At 61.5% G+C, this 20,323-nt stretch carries 22 protein-coding genes and 2 pseudogenes; 12 read left to right on the top strand and 12 right to left on the bottom strand.

Translation table 11 applies throughout. The annotated features are described in order from the left end of the window. Positions 1–129: 129 nt before the first annotated feature. Together HNO86_RS25030 and HNO86_RS30710 are read right to left on the bottom strand one after the other, a co-directional pair. A complete protein-coding gene (locus tag HNO86_RS25030) occupies positions 130–876 on the bottom strand; it encodes a LytTR family DNA-binding domain-containing protein (protein ID WP_175379599.1) in 747 nt (248 codons plus the stop codon). Next, positions 873–989: pseudogene (locus HNO86_RS30710) on the bottom strand (sensor histidine kinase); the annotation flags it as partial. The pseudogene HNO86_RS30710 and the gene HNO86_RS25030, both read right to left, overlap by 4 nt. Positions 990–1,423: 434 nt before the next feature. Between HNO86_RS30710 and argH the strand changes: the two are divergent. Continuing rightward, positions 1,424–2,818: an argininosuccinate lyase gene (gene argH / locus HNO86_RS25025; protein ID WP_175379598.1), complete on the top strand. Its 1,395-nt coding sequence runs from the start codon at positions 1,424–1,426 to the stop codon at positions 2,816–2,818. Between the two features lie 64 nt (positions 2,819–2,882). Here the strand turns inward: argH and HNO86_RS25020 are convergent, their stop codons facing one another. Continuing rightward, positions 2,883–3,557, bottom strand: coding sequence for a glutathione S-transferase family protein (locus HNO86_RS25020; protein ID WP_175379597.1), 675 nt, complete (start codon positions 3,555–3,557; stop codon positions 2,883–2,885). 206 nt (positions 3,558–3,763) lie between these two features. Continuing rightward, positions 3,764–4,423: a glutathione S-transferase family protein gene (locus HNO86_RS25015; protein ID WP_175379596.1), complete on the bottom strand. Its 660-nt coding sequence runs from the start codon at positions 4,421–4,423 to the stop codon at positions 3,764–3,766. Positions 4,424–4,547: 124 nt separating this feature from the next. Between HNO86_RS25015 and HNO86_RS25010 the strand changes: the two genes are divergently transcribed. The 3 genes from HNO86_RS25010 (at position 4,548) to HNO86_RS25000 (ending at position 8,307) form a co-directional block, all read left to right on the top strand. After that, positions 4,548–4,832: a hypothetical protein gene (locus HNO86_RS25010; protein WP_175379595.1), complete on the top strand. Its 285-nt coding sequence runs from the start codon at positions 4,548–4,550 to the stop codon at positions 4,830–4,832. A gap of 198 nt (positions 4,833–5,030) precedes the next feature. Continuing rightward, a complete protein-coding gene (locus HNO86_RS25005) occupies positions 5,031–5,276 on the top strand; it encodes a TIGR02647 family protein (RefSeq protein WP_175379594.1) in 246 nt (81 codons plus the stop codon). Between the two features lie 190 nt (positions 5,277–5,466). After that, positions 5,467–8,307 (top strand): class I adenylate cyclase, encoded by a 2,841-nt coding sequence (locus HNO86_RS25000; RefSeq protein ID WP_175379593.1) that lies wholly within the window; start codon positions 5,467–5,469, stop codon positions 8,305–8,307. 7 nt (positions 8,308–8,314) lie between these two features. Here the strand turns inward: HNO86_RS25000 and rnk are convergent, their stop codons facing one another. The 3 genes from rnk to cyaY form a co-directional block, all read right to left on the bottom strand. Continuing rightward, positions 8,315–8,725, bottom strand: a complete 411-nt coding sequence (gene rnk / locus HNO86_RS24995; protein ID WP_175379592.1) for a nucleoside diphosphate kinase regulator — start codon at positions 8,723–8,725, stop codon at positions 8,315–8,317. A gap of 225 nt (positions 8,726–8,950) precedes the next feature. Continuing rightward, complete coding sequence (locus tag HNO86_RS24990) at positions 8,951–9,178, bottom strand: DUF1289 domain-containing protein (RefSeq protein ID WP_175379591.1); 228 nt, start codon at positions 9,176–9,178, stop codon at positions 8,951–8,953. A 4-nt stretch (positions 9,179–9,182) separates the two neighbouring features. Next, a complete protein-coding gene (gene cyaY, locus HNO86_RS24985) occupies positions 9,183–9,515 on the bottom strand; it encodes an iron donor protein CyaY (RefSeq protein WP_175379590.1) in 333 nt (110 codons plus the stop codon). Between the two features lie 304 nt (positions 9,516–9,819). Between cyaY and HNO86_RS24980 the strand changes: the two genes are divergently transcribed. The 6 genes from HNO86_RS24980 to HNO86_RS24955 are packed head-to-tail and all read left to right on the top strand — an operon-like array spanning position 9,820 to position 14,427. Next, complete coding sequence (locus HNO86_RS24980; protein ID WP_175379589.1) at positions 9,820–9,990, top strand: lipoprotein; 171 nt, start codon at positions 9,820–9,822, stop codon at positions 9,988–9,990. Between the two features lie 9 nt (positions 9,991–9,999). Then, positions 10,000–11,247: a diaminopimelate decarboxylase gene (gene lysA / locus HNO86_RS24975; protein WP_175379588.1), complete on the top strand. Its 1,248-nt coding sequence runs from the start codon at positions 10,000–10,002 to the stop codon at positions 11,245–11,247. A 4-nt stretch (positions 11,248–11,251) separates the two neighbouring features. Further along, complete coding sequence (gene dapF / locus HNO86_RS24970) at positions 11,252–12,082, top strand: diaminopimelate epimerase (protein ID WP_175379587.1); 831 nt, start codon at positions 11,252–11,254, stop codon at positions 12,080–12,082. Positions 12,083–12,095: 13 nt separating this feature from the next. After that, the gene (locus tag HNO86_RS24965) at positions 12,096–12,821 is read left to right on the top strand and encodes a DUF484 family protein (protein ID WP_175379586.1); all 726 of its coding nucleotides are present in this window, start codon (positions 12,096–12,098) and stop codon (positions 12,819–12,821) included. A 2-nt stretch (positions 12,822–12,823) separates the two neighbouring features. After that, positions 12,824–13,723: a tyrosine recombinase XerC gene (xerC, locus tag HNO86_RS24960; protein WP_175379585.1), complete on the top strand. Its 900-nt coding sequence runs from the start codon at positions 12,824–12,826 to the stop codon at positions 13,721–13,723. Continuing rightward, positions 13,720–14,427: an HAD family hydrolase gene (locus HNO86_RS24955; RefSeq protein WP_175379584.1), complete on the top strand. Its 708-nt coding sequence runs from the start codon at positions 13,720–13,722 to the stop codon at positions 14,425–14,427. Before xerC ends, HNO86_RS24955 begins: the two co-directional genes overlap by 4 nt. Positions 14,428–14,578: 151 nt before the next feature. On the opposite strand, the gene sutA is transcribed toward HNO86_RS24955, so the two are convergent. From sutA to glnK, 4 genes are all read right to left on the bottom strand, one after another. Further along, positions 14,579–14,902 carry a transcriptional regulator SutA gene (sutA, locus tag HNO86_RS24950; protein WP_175379583.1) on the bottom strand — a complete coding sequence of 108 codons (324 nt, stop codon included), beginning with the start codon at positions 14,900–14,902 and terminating at the stop codon, positions 14,579–14,581. A gap of 101 nt (positions 14,903–15,003) precedes the next feature. Further along, positions 15,004–15,429 (bottom strand): secondary thiamine-phosphate synthase enzyme YjbQ, encoded by a 426-nt coding sequence (locus tag HNO86_RS24945; protein WP_175379582.1) that lies wholly within the window; start codon positions 15,427–15,429, stop codon positions 15,004–15,006. 216 nt (positions 15,430–15,645) lie between these two features. Further along, positions 15,646–16,983 (bottom strand): ammonium transporter, encoded by a 1,338-nt coding sequence (locus tag HNO86_RS24940; protein WP_175379581.1) that lies wholly within the window; start codon positions 16,981–16,983, stop codon positions 15,646–15,648. A gap of 34 nt (positions 16,984–17,017) precedes the next feature. Further along, the gene (gene glnK / locus HNO86_RS24935; protein ID WP_002555808.1) at positions 17,018–17,356 is read right to left on the bottom strand and encodes a P-II family nitrogen regulator; all 339 of its coding nucleotides are present in this window, start codon (positions 17,354–17,356) and stop codon (positions 17,018–17,020) included. A 418-nt stretch (positions 17,357–17,774) separates the two neighbouring features. Between glnK and HNO86_RS24930 the strand changes: the two genes are divergently transcribed. Beyond that, complete coding sequence (locus HNO86_RS24930) at positions 17,775–18,035, top strand: accessory factor UbiK family protein (protein WP_047596744.1); 261 nt, start codon at positions 17,775–17,777, stop codon at positions 18,033–18,035. A gap of 237 nt (positions 18,036–18,272) precedes the next feature. Here the strand turns inward: HNO86_RS24930 and HNO86_RS24925 are convergent. Beyond that, a pseudogene (locus HNO86_RS24925) lies at positions 18,273–18,428 on the bottom strand (type II toxin-antitoxin system RelE/ParE family toxin); the annotation flags it as partial. A gap of 264 nt (positions 18,429–18,692) precedes the next feature. Here HNO86_RS24925 and HNO86_RS24920 point away from each other — a divergent pair. Further along, entirely contained in the window at positions 18,693–20,186 is a 1,494-nt protein-coding gene (locus tag HNO86_RS24920; RefSeq protein ID WP_175379579.1) for a YifB family Mg chelatase-like AAA ATPase, read from the top strand. The last annotated feature ends 137 nt before the right edge of the window (positions 20,187–20,323 follow it).

The raw sequence follows: 20,323 nt of genomic DNA, 5'->3' as shown, positions 1-20,323 counted from the left end.
GTACTGAATAGATACGGCGGATGATAACAGCTCAGCCAAATCCACTTTGACTTGTATCAGAAACTACTTGGCCTCCCTGGCCCCGGATGTCCGGAAATCGGGTGAGAAATTTGCCTGCGGCCCCGCGGATCACAGCTGCTGCATCATTTTCCGTACGCCAGCCACGTGACGCCGGCTGACGATCAGTGCATCGCCGTTCAAGCCCTTGAGGAACAGCTGGAAATGTCCCAGAGGCGTGCGTTGCAGACGTTCGATGCGATCGCGAGCGACCAGGGCATTGCGGTGAATGCGCACGAAACGTTCGCCGAATTCGTCCTCCAGGGCCTTGAGCGGTTCATCGAGCAGCACTTCACCGGCCTCGTGGCGCAAGGTCACGTATTTGTGATCGGCTATGAAGTAGACCACCTGGTCGATGGGAATCAGCTCGATCCCCTTGCGGGTGCGCGCACTGATATGGCTGCGAGGGCCACTGCCGCTGTCGGCCGCTGGCCGGGTCAGGGCGGAGAGTTGAACGCGGTTGGGGCGTTCGGCTTTTTTCAACGCGTCATGTAAATGTTCAGTTCTCACCGGTTTCACCAGATAGCCTACGGCGCTGGCCTGTAAGGCTCCCTCGGAATATTCATCGGGTCCTGCGCAGAACACCACGGCGGGCGGGGTCTCGCGCTCGCACAATCGGGCGGCCACCTGCAGGCCATCAAGGCCGGGCATGCGGATATCGAGCAGCACGATATCCGGCTTGTGGCTGTCGATCAGTGCCAACGCTTCCTCGCCATTCGTGGCGCTGGGCTCCAGGACACTGTATCCCTCGAGTTCGCCAACCATTCGGCTCAGGCGCTCGCGGGCAGTAGGGTCGTCATCAACGATCAGGACATTCATATTGCGCTGGATTCCTGCGTGAGTCTCGCACAAGGATAGCGTAGACAGGTGAAGTGACGTCCGTCACCGCGATCCACGCTAAGACTAGCGCGAGCGTCAAAAAGTGCCGCTCGTCCGACAGCAAAATTTTCATCTGCCGGACAATTGACGGACCAGGCACGCATTGGCGACAGACCGCCACAGGGTTTGCTGTTACGCAATATGAACACCCCCTCTACTTATAGTCAGCGTCTGCACCGAGAAGTGCGCTGCTCCTACTGTCCAACTGTAGACGGTTGGCGGAGCGATATTGCTCAATCGGAAAATATCGTTGTATTTACAACTGACTGTGGGAGCGAGCCTGCTCGCGATGGTCGTTAACGATGAGGCGGGTTGCCTGATATCCCGTGGTGTTCTTTCGTGTATCGCGAGCGAGCTCGGCTCCTACAGGTTCCGTGTGTATCCGGTGTAAAAGCAGTCGACCAGCGTCAGCGCCAGCCCCGGCAACCCTGTTATCATCCGCCGCAGCTTTCAACGCCATCTTTATCCAGCCGATACGAGCGAATTCATGAGCACTGACAAGACCAATCAGTCCTGGGGCGGCCGCTTCAGTGAACCCGTCGACGCCTTCGTCGCCCGCTTCACCGCCTCCGTCACCTTCGACCAGCGCCTGTATCGCCACGACATCATGGGCTCGATCGCCCACGCCACCATGCTGGCCAAGGTCGGCGTGCTGACCGATGCCGAGCGCGACAGCATCATCGACGGCCTGAAGACCATTCAGGGCGAAATCGAGGCCGGCCAGTTCGACTGGCGCATCGACCTCGAAGACGTGCACATGAACATCGAGGCGCGCCTGACCGACCGCATCGGCGTGACCGGTAAGAAACTGCACACCGGCCGCAGCCGCAACGACCAGGTCGCCACCGACATCCGCCTGTGGCTGCGTGACGAGATCGACCTGATCCTGGGCGAAATCACCCGCCTGCAAAAAGGCCTGCTGGAGCAGGCCGAGCGCGAAGCCGGCAGCATCATGCCGGGCTTCACTCACCTGCAAACCGCGCAGCCGGTGACCTTCGGGCACCACATGCTGGCCTGGTTCGAAATGCTCAGCCGTGACTACGAGCGTCTGGTCGACTGCCGCAAGCGCGCCAACCGCATGCCGCTGGGCAGCGCCGCGCTGGCCGGCACGACCTACCCGATCGACCGCGAGTACACCGCCCAGCTGCTGGGCTTCGAGGCCGTGGGCGGCAACTCCCTGGACAACGTGTCCGATCGTGACTTCGCTATCGAATTCTGCTCGGCCGCCAGCATCGCGATGATGCACCTGTCGCGCTTCTCCGAAGAGCTGGTGCTGTGGACGAGCGCGCAGTTCCAGTTCATCGATCTGCCGGATCGTTTCTGCACCGGCAGCTCGATCATGCCGCAAAAGAAAAACCCGGACGTGCCGGAGCTGGTGCGCGGCAAGACCGGTCGTGTGTTCGGCGCGGTGATGGGCCTGCTGACCCTGATGAAAGGCCAGCCTTTGGCCTACAACAAGGACAATCAGGAAGACAAGGAACCGCTGTTCGACGCCGCCGACACCCTGCGCGACTCGCTGCGCGCCTTTGCCGACATGATCCCGGCGATCAAGCCCAAGCATGCGATCATGCGCGAAGCGGCCCTGCGCGGCTTCTCCACCGCCACTGACTTGGCCGACTACCTGGTGCGCCGTGGCCTGCCGTTCCGTGACTGCCACGAGATCGTTGGCCATGCGGTGAAATACGGCGTGGAAAGCGGCAAGGACCTGGCGGAGATGAGCCTGGAAGAGCTGCGCAAGTTCAGCGATCAGATCGATCAGGACGTGTTCGCCGTTCTGACCCTGGAAGGTTCGGTCAACGCCCGTGACCACATCGGCGGCACTGCACCGGCTCAGGTGAAAGCTGCTGTTGCGCGGGGTCAGGCGCTGCTCGCCAGCCGCTGATTCCTCGGCAAGTAACACAGCGTGAAAAAAGAGCCCGATGGTCGTGACCATCGGGCTCTTTGTTTTAGCGGCCTGGACTTCCCACCGCTCGCACCCGCGCCAGAAACGCCGGCGCTTCGGCCTCTCTGTCAGCGGCGACTTTCTGTACGTTCGGATTTTCGGCCAGACGCTGCAATAGCGCAGTGGCGCCAGGCATCCCCATCAGATAGTCGATTCCGAACAAGCGTTTGCCGACGTCCACGGCCAGATCGACGCTGTACAGAAAGTACAGGTCGGCCAACGTGAACTGCTCTCCCGCCACGAAGGGCGAGAACCGCGCCCGCTGCTTCAGCGCCTTGAAACCTTTGAGCAGATCCCGTTCGGCCTTGTCCCGCAAGGCTTGCGGGGTTGGCCTACCGCCAAAGAACACCTCGACGTAACAGACCCGCGCCGGCAGTTCGATGTACAGCTCGATTTCCTTGGCCAATGCCCGAACCCGCGCCCGCTCGAACGGATCGGTCGGCAGCAGGGCGACGCCCTCTTGGGTCTCTTCGATGAAGTCGAGAATGGCGTCGGTTTCGCTTAGAAAACCTTTTGCGGTCTCCAGCACCGGCACCTTGCCCCGAGGGCTGACGGCGAGAATCTGCGGATTCTGGCAGCCATAAAACGGCACGGTCTCAAAGGCCACGCCCTTTTCCAGCAGCGCCAGCTTGACCATGTTGAAGTAATTACTGGCCGCGAAGCCATAGAGTTTGAGCATGAGCAGGTCTCCTTGACCGTCTGGTTTCCATTACGAAAACAATCCAGCGCTCAAGGTAGGCATCGCTCGGGGAAGAGGTGGTTTTGGGCTATTGCCGCATATGACAAAAACGCCTGAAAAGGCTGCCAAGCAGGCGTGAAGGCCATATGGGACAAAAGATTGCGAGTCTTCTGCAGCACAGGCCTTCCTCGTTCCAACCCTGACGATTACTTCTTGGCCGCGACCATCGCCATGAACGCCGGCATCGCCGCTTCCTTGTCCGCGGCAATGCGCTGAACGTTCGGGTTCTGCTCAAGACGCTGCAGCAACGCCTTGGCTGCCGGCAGCTCGGCCAGCAGGTCGATCTCGAACAGCTTCTTCGCCACTGCGCAGGCCAGCGGCACGCTGTAGAGGAAGTACAGATCCGCCACGCTCAGGCTGTCGCCCGCCACATAAGGGCTGAACTTGCCGTGGCGTGCCAGTGAGGCAATGCCCAGAAGCAGTTCGGCCTTGGTCTTTTCCTTGATCGCCTCCGGCAGCTTGGCGCCGAAGAACGCTTCGCCGTAACAGGCGCGCGCGGGTAATTCGATATACAGCTCGATTTCCTTGGCCAGCGCCAGCACCTGGGCGCGCTCGAACGGATCGCCAGGCAACAGCGGCGTGCCTTTCTGACTCTGCTCGATGTAGTCGAGGATCACCATGGTTTCGTTGATGAAGCCCTGCTCCGTCTTCAGCACCGGCACCTTCCCGCGAGGGCTGATGGCCAGGGCCTCGGGGGTCTGGCCGGCGTAGAACGGCACTTCTTCGAAGGGGAGTCCTTTTTCCAGCAGCGCCAGCTTGACCATGTTGTAGTAGTTGCTGACGGAGAATCCATAAAGCTCAATCATCACAAAGCCTCCAGGCCGTGCGGGGTGGGCGGTGTCTGTTTATAGAACGGCGCGCGGATTCTTGCCAGCAGCATCACCGGGCTGAATGCGGGTAAACTGGCCGCCATTTCCCGAGGAGCCAGCCATGAGCGAGCCAACCGATATCGACAACGACGACGAAGAGTTCGCCGAAAGCACCCTGATCCAGGCCATCGAAAACCAGATCGAAAGCGAAAACCCGCCGGCGGCCAAGGCGACGTACAACAAGCTGACCCTGGTGGGCTACGAGCGCGAGGACATCCTCAACCTGATGGCTCACGTTCTGGCGGTGGAAATCGACGCGATCCTCGAAGAAGACCGCCCGTTCAACACCGAATGGTACGAAGCGGCGCTGCGGGCGCTGCCGGAACTGCCCCCGGAAAAGCAATAACCCCGCCCCCTTGCAGGAGCGAGGCTTGCCCGCGAACGCCCCAACACGGTTTGCCAGACAAACCGCGTCATCGTTCTTCGCGGGCAAGCCTCGCTCCTACAAGAGATTCCGATTTGTTGTGTTGGCACTGGACATGCCGCACCGGCAGGTTCACCTTAAGGGCGCTGTTGTCCCATTCCTAGAAAGTATGGAGTCCTTATGTCGTTTACCCCTGAGTTGGTTGCCGAACTGGAAATCCTTGCACTCTACAACCTGGACAGTTCCCAGGAAGGTCTGAAAATTCATCACACCGCTGCCCCTCAAGCCATTGCCGCTGCCAAACGCCTGCACGAAAAAGAACTGATTACCCAGCCCGATGGCGGTTACCTGACCAGCCTGGGGCGCGATGCCGCCGAACACGCTCAATCCCTTCTGACCATCCTGACGACTCAGGAAACGGCCTGACCGTACCGTATCGCCCACGGAAAACCCGAAACGGGACATCCGTGGGCCTGTTCGGCTGACTGACCTTTTCCAACGTTATAAATCTGACGTCAAAAAAACAAAATCAGCTTAAATGTCCAAGGGACGAGACGCTAAACTGCGCTCACCCCAAAGCCCCACGTCCGAGCCCTGCGAGCCGGTTTGAGCTGACATGACCCGCAACCATGAAATCCGCCCCGATCTGGACGAGGGCATCGACCGCAAGGTGCTGAGCCAGCTGCGCGCGCGCTTTCTGAAGCTCAACGAAGGTCGCATGGCCCGCGCCATGGAGGGGTTGTCGACCCGCCAGCAAGGCGTGCTGAGCCTGTTGCCGCTGTTTTTCCACGTCAATCATCCGCTGTTGCCAGGGTATGTCTCGAGCAGCACCCCGGCCGGGCTGTCGAACTACGAGCCCGACGCCAACCTGCTGGCCGAAGCCCAGCGCCTGACCCGTTCGTTTACCTATAAACCGCGCCACGGCAGCAATCCGCCACGACCGATTCACGGCCTGTTCCTGATGGGCAGCCTCGGCACCCTGGCCCAGGCCGACCAGAGCGATATGGACCTGTGGGTCTGTCACAGCCCGGACCTGAGCGAGAGCGAACTCAACGAGCTGCGCAAGAAATGCCAGTTGCTCGAAGCCTGGGCCGCCAGCCAGGGCGCCGAGGCGCACTTCTTCCTGATCGATCCGGAGCGGTTCGTGCGGGGCGAGCGCGACAATCAGCTCAGCTCCGAGAATTGCGGCACCACCCAGCACTACCTGCTGCTCGACGAGTTCTATCGCACCGCGATCTGGCTGGCCGGGCGCACGCCGATCTGGTGGCTGGTGCCGGTCTACGAAGAGTCCAGCTACGATCGCTACACCCATACGTTGCTGTCCAAGCGCTTCATCCGGGCCGACGAAACCCTCGACCTGGGCAACCTCGCCTTCATCCCGCCCGGCGAGTTCATTGGCGCCGGGCTGTGGCAGTTGTTCAAGGGCATCGAGTCGCCCTACAAGTCGGTGCTCAAGCTGCTGCTGACCGAGGTGTACGCCAGCGAACACCCGCGGGTCCAGTGCCTGAGCCTGCGCTACAAACAGGCGGTGTTCGCCAACCGCCTCGATCTGGATGAGTTGGACCCGTATGTCGTGGTGTACCGGCGCATCGAGGAATACCTGATTGCCCGCAACGAGCCGGAGCGCCTGGAACTGGTGCGACGCGCGCTGTACCTGAAGGTCAATCGCAAACTCACCGGCAACAGCCGCACTCAGAGCTGGCAGCGCTCGCTGCTGGAACGCCTGGCCCACGAATGGCACTGGGATCATCGGCAATTGGCGCTGCTCGACAGCCGCAGTCAGTGGAAAGTCCGCCAGGTCAGCTCCGAGCGCCGGGCGCTGGTCAACGAGCTCAATTACAGCTACCGCTTCCTGACCCAGTTCGCCCGTCAGGAACAGACCGTCAGCCTGATCAACAAGCGCGACCTCAGCGTGCTCGGCCGGCGTCTGTACGCAGCGTTCGAGCGCAAGGCGGACAAGGTCGAGTTCATCAACCCGGGCATCGCCCCGGACCTGGCCGAGGACACCCTGACGCTGGTGCACGCGCCCAACAAAAAGGAAGCCGGGCAATCCCAATGGGGCCTGTACAACGGCAGCCTGACCGCGCTTGAGTGGGAGCACTTCGCGCCGATCAAGCGCAGCCGCCAGTTGCTCGAACTGCTGACCTGGTGCCACCGCAACGGCGTGATCGACAGCAGCACCCGCCTGGCCCTGCACCCCGGCAGCAGCGACCTGAGCGAATTCGAACTGTTCAACCTGCTCGGCAGCCTGCAGCAGACCATTCCCCTGCCGATGCCGACCGTCGACGAAGAACCTCTGCTGCGGGCCAGCGTGCCCGGCGAAGTGCTGATTCTGGTGAACGTCGGCGTCGACCCGCTCAAGCACCACCGCGACCTGAACATCCTGATGACCACCGAACGCACCGACTCCCTGAGTTATGCGGGGGTCCGGGAAAATCTGGTGCTGACCCTGGATCAGGTCACGCTCAACAGCTGGAACGAAGTACTGGTGAGTCGCTTCGACGGCCCCCACGCCCTGCTCGACTGCGTGCGCGATTACCTCAACGACCTGCCCGACGGCCCGAATCAGCCCCGGCTGCGGGTGCGCTGCTTCTGCCACAACCGCGCGCAATTCATCGCGCAGCGCGTGGAGGGCATCCTCGACACGGCGCAGAACCTGTTGCTGAGCAAGCTCAATCACCGCTACCTGATTCAGGTTCAGCAGCACTATCACGTGCTGGAGCTGGTGCCGGGCCAGGTCAATCATGTCGCCTTGCCGACGCTGACGGCGCTGGTCGATTACCTGAGCGAGGAACTGGTCAGCTACAGCCCGCTGCACCTGGATTCGATGGCCCTGGAAGACCACGACCTCGCCCTGCTGCTGCCCATGGGCCAGCCCGACTGCATTCAGGTGTTCTACCGGGTCAATGAGGATCACGCCGAGCTGTACGTGCTCGATGAATTCAATGCGCTGTGGCAGCAGCGCCTGCCGTGGCACGACGAGCAGAGCCTGCTGGTGCCGCTGCAACGTTTCCTGCAATCGATCCAGTACCGGCGCGACGCCTCATTGCCGATGACCGCCCAGCCTCGCAGCCTGGACATCCTGTATTACCAGCTCCTGCCGTCGGGCACTGGGCGCGCGCGCCGCGTCGAAGCCCGGCCGGCGCCGGACACGCCGGCCAACAAACCCTTCTATGACGTGCAGGCAATCGTCGGCAAAGCCGCACCGGGCGAGGTGCAGGTGACCCTGTATTGCAATCAGCGGGAGTTTTCAGAGTTGGAGCATGGCGACCAGCTGTTCAGCGTGGTCGCCCGGGAAATCGTCGAGCAGCGCCGCGAGACCCAACGCTACCGCTGCTACATCACCGACCTGGACCTTTCGGGCCTGCTCGGTGACGGTCAGGGTTCCAGCAATCTGTATCTGCGCTACAAGGCGGACCTGGAGCGCGCATTGAACGAGGCGCTCGATCAGGTGTGAGGCGGGGTCAGACGTTGTAGTCGCCGCCATTGGACGGTTGCGATTCGACTTCCAGCAACGTCAGCTTCAGGGTCTTGCCGCCGGGTGCCGGCCAGTCGATGTGCTGGCCGACTTTCAGGCCCAGCAGTGCGCTGCCCACCGGTGCCAGGATCGAGACCTTGCCTTCGTCGGCGTTGGCGTCCTTAGGGTAAACCAGGGTCAGGTGGTAGTCCTTGCCGCTGCTTTCTTCACGGCAATGAACGCGCGAATTCATGGTCACGACATCAGGCGGCACTTCATCGTGGCCCACCAGCGTGTCGGCTCGGTCCAGCTCGGTTTGCAACGCAATAACGCCCGGCAGGTTTTCATCCAGGCTGTCGATCAGACGCTCCAGACGCTGAACGTCCAGACGGGTAAGGGTGATGGAAGGTGCGGTCATGATCAGGGCAGACTCCTTTCTTCTGCACAAAAAAGCAAAACCCCGCCAGAAACAAGGCGGGGTTTTCACAAGCCTCGATGGGTTGAGGCGTATTCGGACACTATCACAGCTCAAAAAATATACAAGCCAGTGACGCCGCCCGCAGGAGCGAGGCTTGCCCGCGAAGAACGATTACCGGTTCTATCTGATAGACCGCATCGCCTGGTTCGCGAGCAAGCTTCGCTCCTACAGGGAGGTGGCGGTGCTTTTGCGCACTTTGGCCTGCTGGCAGATGACGCGCCGGCGCTCGTCATCCGCCGACCGCCACTCGCGGATGTCTTCGACATGACGGAAACATCCTGTGCAGACTTTTTGCTCATCCAGCCGGCACACATTGCAGCAGGGCGAGGGCACCGCCGGGCTGACGTTGCTGTAGAGCGGCTTGGGCGGACGGACCGGAGCAGGTTGTGTCACGGTGTTACAGACCTTCGAAATCGAATTCGACACCGGCCTGCTGGCGGACGATGCGCTCGAGCATTTCGCCCAGCTGCTCTTCGCTCTTGTCGCACATCCAGCGCTCGCTCTCTTCGTCGTAATCGAAGTGGAAACCGCCGGACACCGCCGCCAGCCACAGCTGACGCAGCGGCTCCTGGCGGCTGAAGATCAGCTGGGTGCCGTTTTCGAACTTGACGGTCAGCACACCGGCCGAGCTCTCCAGATCGATATCCAGGTCGCTGTCCTCGAAGATGTCTTCCAGGGTTTGCTGGGTGGCATCGACCAGATCATGGAAACGCGCTTCGGACAAACTCATTACGGCAACCTCAAAAAGTGTCTGATCAGGCTCAAGCGCCGCAAGATACGGCCGAGTCTCGTCGATTGCAAAGATTAAAGCCCGGGAACCCTATCCTTTGGAAACCAAAAACTGTGGGAGCGGGCCTGATCAGTCAGGCCGCCGCAGGACCTGTAGGGAATGCGGTGCCCGGACTGCCCACAGGGAATGCAGTATAGCGACCTGCATGCGCCAAGCCCCGCCGGACGGGAGCCCCCTCGCATAGGCAAGCCGTCGGGTGGCCGGTATACTCCGGCCCAATTAATGCATTTTCAAGGATTTCGCCATGAAGCGCCTGATCTCTTCCCTTGCTGCGCTCCTCGCGATCGCCTGCCTCGTCTCGGCCTGCGGTCAAAAAGGCCCGCTGTACCTGCCCGACGATGACCAGGACCCGGCCGAGCAAGCCCAGTCCTCGCAGAAGCAATCGTCCAAGCACAAGCACGACGTCTACCAATAAGGGAGCATCATGGACGCTTTTAACTACCGTGACGGTGAACTGTTCGCGGAAGGTGTTGCCCTGTCTGCTATCGCTGATCGCTTTGGTACACCGACCTACGTTTATTCCCGTGCCCACATCGAAGCCCAGTATCTGGCCTACGCCGATGCGCTGGCCGGCATGCCGCACCTGGTCTGCTTCGCCGTCAAGGCCAACTCCAACCTGGGCGTACTGAATGTCCTGGCCCGTCTTGGCGCCGGTTTCGACATCGTTTCCCGTGGCGAGCTCGAACGCGTGCTGGCCGCCGGCGGCAGCGCCGACAAGATCGTGTTCTCCGGCGTCGGCAAGACCCGTGACGACATGCGCCGCGCCCTGGAAGTGGGCGTGCACTGCTTCAACGTCGAGTCCACCGACGAGCTGGAGCGCCTGCAAGTGGTGGCCGCGGAGCTCGGCGTTCGCGCCCCGATCTCCCTGCGCGTGAACCCGGACGTCGACGCCGGCACCCACCCGTACATATCCACCGGTCTCAAAGAGAACAAGTTCGGCATCGCCATCGCCGACGCGGAAGACGTGTACGTGCGCGCCGCGCAGCTGCCGAACCTGGAAGTGGTCGGCGTCGACTGCCACATCGGTTCGCAACTGACCACCCTGCCGCCATTCATCGATGCCCTCGACCGCCTGCTGGGCCTGGTCGACCGCCTGAGCGACTGCGGAATTTACCTGCGCCACATCGACCTCGGTGGTGGCCTGGGCGTGCGTTATCGCGATGAAGAGCCGCCACTGGCCGGCGATTACATCAAGGCCGTGCGCGAGCGTCTCGACGGTCGCGACCTGGCGCTGGTGTTCGAACCGGGCCGCTTCATCGTCGCCAACGCCGGCGTGCTGCTGACCCAGGTCGAGTACCTCAAGCACACCGAACACAAAGACTTCGCCATCGTCGATGCGGCCATGAACGACCTGATCCGCCCGGCGCTGTATCAGGCCTGGATGGACGTCACCGCCGTGCGCCCACGCGATACCGCCGCCCGCACCTACGACATCGTCGGCCCGATCTGCGAGACCGGCGACTTCCTGGCCAAGGAGCGTGAGCTGGCCCTGGAAGAAGGCGATCTGCTGGCCGTGCATTCGGCGGGCGCCTACGGCTTTGTCATGAGCTCCAACTACAACACCCGCGGCCGCGCCGCCGAGGTGCTGGTGGACGGTGATCAGGCATTTGAAGTGCGTCGCCGTGAAACGGTAGCCGAGTTGTTCGCTGGCGAAAGCCTGCTGCCGGAGTAAAACCATGCTGCTGCGTTTTACCAAGATGCACGGCCTGGGCAACGACTTCATGGTTCTCGACCTGGTCAGCCAGCACGCGCACATCCTGCCCAAGCACGCCAAGCTGTGGGGCGACCGGCATACCGGCATCGGTTTCGACCAGCTGTTGATCGTTGAAGCACCGAGCAACCCGGACGTGGATTTCCGTTATCGGATCTTCAACTCCGACGGCTCCGAAGTGGAACAGTGCGGCAACGGTGCCCGCTGTTTCGCCCGCTTCGTGCTCGACAAGCGCCTGACCGCCAAGAAGAAGATCCGCGTCGAAACCAAGAGCGGGATCATCGAACTGGATGTGCGCAACGATGGGCAGATCGGCGTCGACATGGGCGCACCGCGCCTGGTGCCGGCCGATATTCCGTTCCAGGCCGAGGAACAGGCCCTGAGTTATCAGGTTGACGTCGACGGCAAGTCGGTGGAGCTGGCCGCGGTGTCGATGGGCAACCCCCATGCCGTGCTGCGGGTCAGCGACATCAACGGTGCGCCGGTGCACGAGCTGGGACCGAAAATCGAACATCACCCGCGCTTCCCGTCGCGGGTCAATGTCGGTTTCATCCAGGTCATCGACCGCAATCGCGCGCAATTGCGCGTCTGGGAACGCGGTGCCGGGGAAACCCAGGCCTGCGGAACCGGCGCCTGCGCTGCCGCGGTGGCCGCGATCAGCCAGGGGTGGATGGATTCGCCGCTGTTGATCGACCTGCCTGGCGGGCGTCTGTCCATTGAATGGGCAGGCCCTGGCCAACCGGTTCTGATGACCGGCCCGGCAGTTCGCGTATACGAAGGACAAGTGCGTCTTTGAGTGAGCCAAAGCCATGACCGATAAGCCACAGGTACCCGCCCGACAGTCCGACGAATCAGCGTCCGAAAGCCTGGAGGCGGCGGCGATTGCCGCGTACCTGGAGGCTCATCCGGACTTCTTCGTCGAGCACGAAGAACTGCTGCCGGCCTTGCGCATTCCCCACCGACGCGGCGATACCGTGTCGCTGGTGGAACGGCAGATGACCATTCTGCGTGACCGCAACATCGAGTTGCGCCACCGTCTTTCCCATCTGATGGACGTCGCCCGCGACAACGATCGTCTGTTCGAGAAAACCCGCCGCCTGATCCTCGCCCTGATGGACGCCAGCACCCTGGAAGACGTGGTGATGAGCGTCGAGGACAGTCTGCGCCAGGACTTCCAGGTGCCCTTCGTCAGCCTCATCCTGCTTGGCGACAACCCCATGCCGGTCGGTCGCTGGGTCACCCACGCCGATGCCCAGGTGGCCATCGGCGGCCTGTTGCAGGAAGACAAGAGCGTCAGCGGCAGCCTGCGCGAGCACGAACTGGACTTCCTGTTCGGCGAAGAACAGCGCAAGCAGATCGGCTCCACCGCCGTCGTCGCCATCTCCCATCAGGGCATCCACGGCATCCTGGCCATCGCCAGCCGTGATCCCCAGCACTACAAGAGCTCGGTGGGCACCCTGTTCCTGAGCTACATCGCCGAAGTCATGGGCCGCGTGCTGCCACGGATCAACAGCTCCCTGCGCTCGGTACGCTGATCATGGAACGGCAACTGGACGCTTACTGCGAACACCTGCGCAGTGAGCGGCAGGTGTCGCCGCACACCCTGTCGGCCTACCGCCGCGACCTCGATAAAGTGCTGCTCTGGTGCACCAGGCAAAACATCGGCAGCTGGGCGGCGCTGGACATCCAGCGCCTGCGCAGCCTGATCGCCCGCCTGCATGCCCAGGGTCAATCCTCCCGCAGCCTGGCGCGACTGCTGTCGGCAGTGCGCGGGTTGTATCACTATCTGAACCGCGAAGGCCTGTGCGATCACGACCCGGCCAACGGCCTGGCGCCACCCAAAGGCGAGCGTCGCCTGCCCAAGACCCTCGACACCGACCGCGCGCTGCAGCTGCTGGAGGGCGGCGTCGAAGACGATTTCCTCGCGCGCCGCGATCAGGCGATTCTCGAGCTGTTCTACTCCTCCGGCCTGCGCCTCTCGGAGCTGACCGGGCTGAACCTCGATCAGCTGGATCTGGCCGACGGCATGGTCCAGGTACTCGGCAAGGGCAGCAAGACCCGCCTGCTGCCGGTGGGCACCAAGGCCCGCGAAGCGCTGGAACAGTGGTTGCCTTTGCGCGCCCTGGCCAACCCGGCGGACAACGCGGTGTTCATCAGCCAGCAAGGCCGGCGCCTCGGTCCACGGGCGATCCAGGTTCGGGTCAAGGCCGCCGGCGAGCGCGAACTGGGGCAGAACCTGCACCCGCACATGCTGCGGCACTCCTTTGCCAGTCATTTGCTGGAGTCCTCCCAGGACCTGCGGGCGGTGCAGGAACTGCTCGGCCACTCGGACATCAAGACCACGCAGATCTACACCCACCTGGACTTCCAGCACCTGGCTTCGGTCTACGACAGCGCCCATCCACGGGCCAAACGCATTAAAGGCGACGATTCATGACGATCCAACTGATCACCTTCGACCTCGATGACACCCTGTGGGACACCGCCCCGGTGATCGTCAGCGCCGAAGCCGTACTGCGTGAATGGCTGACCGAGCATGCGCCCAAGCTGGGCGCGGTTGCGGTGGAACACCTGTGGGCCATTCGCGAGCGCATCATCAATAGCGAACCGGGCCTGAAGTACCGCATCAGCGCACTGCGTCGGCGCGTGCTGTTCCAGGCTCTGGAAGAAGCCGGTTATGCCCGGGCCGAAGCCACGGACCTTGCCGAACGCAGCTTCGAAGTGTTCCTGCATGCGCGGCACCAACTGGAGATCTTCCCGGAGGTGCAACCGACCCTGGAAGTGCTGGCCAACCACTATGCCCTGGGCGTGGTCACCAACGGCAACGCCGACGTGCGCCGGCTGGGTCTGGCGGACTACTTCAAGTTCGCCCTGTGCGCCGAAGACATCGGCATCGCCAAGCCCGACGCGCGCCTGTTCCACGAAGCCCTGCAGCGCGGGGGCGTCACCGCCAGGGCGGCGGTGCATATCGGCGATCATCCGGGTGACGACATTGCAGGCGCCCAGCAAGCGGGTCTGCGGGCCATCTGGTTCAACCCGGCGGGCAAGATCTGGGAAGCCGAACGCCTGCCGGATGCCGAAATCCGCAGCCTGACCGAGTTGCCGGCGTTGTTGGCGTTGTGGAATTCCAACAGCATTTGAGGTGAATCCCAAAAGATCGCAGCCTTCGGCAGCTCCTACATTGGAATGTGTTCCCCTGTAGGAGCTGCCGAAGGCTGCGATCTTTTGCTTTTATCCAGGCATGAAAAAGCCCGCAGCGACGGCGGGCTTTTTCAATAAGCGTGGAGCAGGCTCAGATAGGCCGGCTGCCATACTTGTTGTCAGGCTTCTTGGGCGGATCGGCGACCACGTTGGCCTCCACTTCCTGCACCTTGCCACCACGGGCCAGAAACTCTTCCATGGCCTTGGCCAGAGCATCACGCTCTTTGTTCTTGGCTTCGACACTCGGCAGCTCATCGACCGATACCGCAGCCTTGGACTTGCCTTTGGCGGTCGGGGCCGGTGCGTCATCACCGCTGTCTTCAGCGACGTCTTCGGCCGCTGCTTCCAGGCCGTCTTCAGCCTCGTCTTCGTCGCCTACTTCGAGGTCGTCGTTTTCCAGATCATCGTCGCTCATGTTCTACCTCATGACTTGCGAAAAGCAGGTTAGTTATAGACCAGCTTAGCCCTCTGTCGAAGGCTGCCGGAAAAATTCAATAGTCGCTGGTGACCAGCGGCTCATGCCTCTTCACCATGCAAGGTGGCGAGGACTTTGCGAGCACCGCCAAAATCACGGTGCTCGCCCAGATAAACACCTTGCCAGTTCCCTAGCGCCAGTCGACCCGCCGAAACCGGCAGACTGAGCTGACAGCCAAGCACGCTGGCCTTGAAGTGCGCCGGGAGGTCGTCCAGGCCTTCGTCGTTATGCTCATAGCCGTCTGTTCCTTGTGGGATCAGACGATTGAAAAATCGTTCGAAGTCGCGGCGTACTGCCGGATCGGCGTTCTCGTTGATGGTCAACGACGCCGAGGTATGCTGCAGCCACAAATGCAACAGACCGACCCGACACGCCTTGAGTTCAGGCAGGCCGGCGAGTAACTCGTCCGTTACCAGATGAAAGCCCCTGGGCCGCGCCCGCAGGGTTATCAGAGTCTGTTGCCACATACAGTTCTCCGCTCGTTCGGGGCGCATTCTAGCGCGGTCTGGGAAAAAACAAAGGCCCTTGTTTTTCTTGGAACGCGCGTGCCTCTGACCGTAGAAAACCACCTCGCCCAAACGTTCAAAAAGCTGTCGGAAAAAACCTTTCAGCCGCGCCCCTGATGACAAATCCTGGACAAAAAAATGCCCGGCAAGCCGGGCAAGTTTTTTGCGTGCGCGTGCTTACAAGTTGTAGCCGCGTTCGTTGTGAAGCGCCAGATCGATACCGACGGCCTCTTCTTCTTCAGTGACGCGCAGACCCATCACCGCATCCAGCACCTTGAGGATGATGTAGGTGACGATCGCGGTGTAGATCACGGTGAAGCCAACGCCTTTGCACTGGATCCACACTTGTGCGGCGATGTCGGTCACGGTGCCGAAGCCACCCAGGGACGGGGCTGCGAAAACACCAGTCAGGATCGCACCGAGGATACCGCCGATACCGTGGACGCCGAAGGCATCCAGGGAGTCGTCGTAGCCCATTTTGCGTTTCAGCGTGGTGGCGCAGAAGAAGCACACCACGCCTGCCGCCAGACCGATCACCAAAGCGCCCATCGGGCCTACGGTGCCAGCCGCCGGAGTGATGGCGACCAGGCCGGCCACCACACCCGAAGCGATACCCAGTGCGCTTGGTTTGCCGTGGGTGATCCACTCGGCGAACATCCAGCCCAATGCGGCAGCGGCGGTTGCGATCTGGGTCACCAGCATCGCCATGCCGGCGGTGCCGTTGGCGGCTGCGGCGGAACCGGCGTTGAAACCGAACCAGCCGATCCACAGCATCGCGGCGCCCATCAGGGTGTAACCCAGGTTGTGCGGAGCCATCGGGGTGGTCGGGAAGCCTTTACGCTTGCCCAGCACCAGGCACGCCACCAGGCCTGCGATACCGGCGTTGATGTGCACCACGGTGCCGCCGGCGAAATCCAGCACGCCCCAGTCCCACATCAGGCCGCCGTTGCCGGACCAGACCATGTGCGCGATCGGTGCATAGACCACGGTGAACCAGATGCCCATGAACACCAGCATCGCGGAGAACTTCATGCGCTCGGCGAAGGCACCGACGATCAGCGCCGGGGTGATGATGGCGAAGGTCATCTGGAAGGTGATGAACACCGCTTCAGGGAACAGCGCCGCAGGACCGGTCAGGCTGGCTGGCGTGACGCCGGCGAGGAAGGCCTTGCCCATGCCCCCGAAGAAGGAATTGAAGTTGACGACACCCTGCTCCATGCCGGTGGTGTCGAACGCAATGCTGTAGCCATAAATGACCCACAGAATGCTGATCAGACCGGTAATGGCAAAGCACTGCATCATCACGGAAAGAATGTTTTTCGACCGAACCATGCCGCCGTAGAACAGCGCAAGGCCGGGAATGGTCATGAACAGCACCAGGGCTGTCGAGGTCAGCATCCAGGCGGTGTCGCCGGAATTGAGGACTGGGGCCGCCGCTTCGTCCGCCGCCATTGCAAGGCTTGGCATTACGATGGACAACAGGGCTCCTAGCCCTGCGAATTTACGCAGAGTCATTTTGTTTTCTCCTGGGGCGTTGGGTTTGGGCGGCTTAGATTGCGTCGGTATCGGTTTCGCCGGTACGGATGCGAATCGCCTGTTCCAGATTGACCACGAAAATCTTGCCGTCACCGATCTTGCCGGTGTTGGCCGCCTTGGTTATCGCCTCGATAACCCGGTCGAGATCCTTGTCGTCAATGGCGACATCAATCTTCACCTTTGGCAGGAAATCGACCACGTATTCCGCGCCGCGGTACAGCTCGGTGTGGCCCTTCTGCCGACCGAAGCCTTTGACTTCAGTGACGGTAATGCCCTGCACGCCGATCTCGGACAGCGACTCGCGCACGTCGTCCAACTTGAACGGCTTGATGATGGCAGTGACTAGCTTCATGAAAACTCTCTCCCGAATTGGTGGACTTGCCCCAGGAAAACAAACCCGTCTCAAGTCTAAGCGCAGTGCCTGGCTTTGTAACGCTTCGTCGGCCTTACCCGCCCATCCGACGCCGCTGACCGTTCCTTGCAGAACACTCCCCGTGTTCCGCCTGGCGCACTGCATTCGTCGCAGCGACTGCATCAGTGCATGGGTTAATGGTGTCTTTGCAGAAAGCTTGCCATCTCCACAAAATTCACGGTTTTCAAGTGCTTGCCAGCGGATGCCCGCCACTTCGCGGCAACACCCGGCAAGATACGCACAACAACGGTGCGATGCCGTCCATCCCCATGCGCGAAAAGCGTGCATGCACTGCCCGGGAAAATGACTGCCAATGGTGCGTGATACACTGCCCGCCATCGTTATCAGGACACTCACCATGCTCGCGCCCAAAGACTTCCTCGACGCCCTGAGCGGCACCGCCTCCCGCCTCTTCAGCGGCGACACCCCGTTGCCGAAAGCCGAAATCGAAAGCCAGTTCAAAATGCTGCTGCAAAGCGCCTTCAGCAAACTGGACCTGGTGAGCCGCGAAGAATTCGACAGCCAGATGGTCGTCCTCGCCCGCACCCGCGCCCGCCTCGAAAGCCTGGAAGCCAAAGTCGCCGAACTGGAAGCGAAGCTCACCCCGCCCACGGAATAACGCTCGCCCCTCTGTGGGAGCGAGCCTGCTCGCGATAGAAGGCCGGAACGGCCTTCAGCTTCACCTGTAGGAGCTGCCGCAGGATGCGATTTTTCGATCTTTTGCCCTACAACATTCTCGGCAACGTCCTACAAAAAACAAAACCGCGATCAAGCGCAATGCGCAAGCCGCTCAACCTGATCCCGAATCGCAGATCCACGCTCAATCTCGGCTTTGCGCAAGTCTTCATTGCTCACCTCAGTGATAATCGACGATTTCGACATTCTCTGGTCCGTTTGGCCCCCAAACAAAGCAAATTCGCCATTGCGCATTCACACGGATGCTGTGTTGACCTTTTCGGTTTCCATCCAACGCTTCCAAACGATTACCCGGAGGAGATCGCAGGTCTTTCAGCATGTAAATGCAAAAACTGCGAATCTTGGTTATCCCTTCAGAACTTTAGGAAAAGGCCTACAAAGGTGCTTTCAGGACGCAGTCCGATTCCAACCATTTCCTATAAGAAATGCGCGCCAGCTCTTACCGCATAACCAACCTGCGACGTGAACGCGCAACATCCTGCGAAGGTTTGCTCTCGCCATCGCCCCGCGAAATTCCCGCCTTGTGTCTACCCTTGAAAAACCCGCAGGAAGCGGCCCCACACCATTTCAAGGAACGATCATGGCTCTCTCCATTGTCCACAGCCGCGCCCAGGTTGGCGTGGATGCTCCCGCCGTTACTGTTGAAGTCCATTTGGCCAATGGCTTGCCGTCGCTGACCATGGTCGGTTTGCCCGAGGCGGCGGTGAAGGAGAGCAAGGATCGGGTGCGCAGCGCGATCATCAATTCGGGGCTGCAGTTTCCGGCGCGGCGGATTACGTTGAATCTGGCGCCGGCGGATTTGCCCAAGGACGGTGGGCGGTTCGATCTGGCGATTGCCCTGGGGATTCTGTCGGCGAGTGTGCAGGTACCGACGCTGACCCTCGACGATGTGGAATGCCTGGGCGAGTTGGCGCTGTCTGGCGAAGTGCGGCCGGTGCGCGGGGTGTTGCCGGCGGCGCTCGCCGCACGCAAGGCTGGGCGGACGCTGGTGGTGCCGCGGGCGAATGCCGAGGAGGCGTGTCTGGCGTCGGGGCTGAAGGTGATTGCGGTGGATCATCTGCTGCAGGCAGTGGCGCATTTCAACGGGCATACGCCGGTTGAGCCTTATGTCTCCGACGGGCTGTTCCACGCTGCCAAACCCTATCCCGATCTCAATGAAGTCCAGGGCCAGATGGCCGCCAAACGTGCGTTGCTGATTGCCGCGGCGGGGGCACATAACCTGCTTTTCAGCGGGCCGCCGGGAACAGGCAAGACGTTGCTGGCCAGTCGACTGCCCGGATTGCTACCACCGCTGACCGAGAGTGAAGCCCTGGAAGTGGCGGCGATTCAATCGGTTTCCAGTGGTGCACCGCTGACCCATTGGCCGCAGCGACCGTTCCGCCAACCGCACCACTCGGCATCGGGTCCGGCGCTGGTCGGTGGCAGCTCAAAACCGCAACCCGGCGAGATCACGTTGGCCCATCACGGTGTTCTGTTTTTGGACGAGCTCCCGGAATTTGATCGCAAGGTGCTGGAGGTTCTCAGGGAGCCGCTGGAGTCAGGGCATATCGTGATTTCCCGAGCCAAGGAACGCGTACGTTTTCCAGCGCGATTTCAACTGGTGGCCGCGATGAATCCGTGCCCCTGTGGATATCTTGGCGAGCCCACTGGCCGCTGCTCATGTACACCGGACATGGTGCAGCGCTACCGCAACAAACTGTCGGGGCCGTTGCTGGATCGTATCGATCTGCACCTGACGGTGGCCCGGGAAGCCACGACGCTGAACCCCGTCACAAAGCCCGGTGATGACAGCGGCAGCGCATCGGCACTGGTCGCCGATGCCCGGGAACGTCAGCAGAAGCGCCAGCGTTGTGCGAATGCCTTTCTCGATTTGCCGGGGTTGAAGCGGTACTGCAAGTTATCCACAGCGGATGAGCATTGGCTGGAGAGTGCCTGTGAGCGGTTGACCCTGTCGCTGCGCTCGGCGCATCGGTTGCTCAAGGTGGCGCGGACGTTGGCGGATCTGGAGCGGGTGGAGGAGATCAGCCGGGAACATCTGGCCGAGGCGCTGCAGTATCGGCCGGCGACTCAATAGATGGACCGAGTCGCCCCCATCGCGAGCAGGCTCGCACACAGTCTCCGTGGCAGACGCTGGATCTGTGGCTGACCCGAATCGATGTAGGAGCTGCCGAAGGCTGCGATCTTTTGATCTTGAAAAACAAAATCAAAAGA

The organism is Pseudomonas sp. C1C7, from assembly GCF_013359595.1.
Classification (GTDB): Bacteria; Pseudomonadota; Gammaproteobacteria; order Pseudomonadales; family Pseudomonadaceae; genus Aquipseudomonas.
Note: the sequence above shows the minus strand (reverse complement) of the source record. Positions and strands in the feature narration are given on the sequence as shown.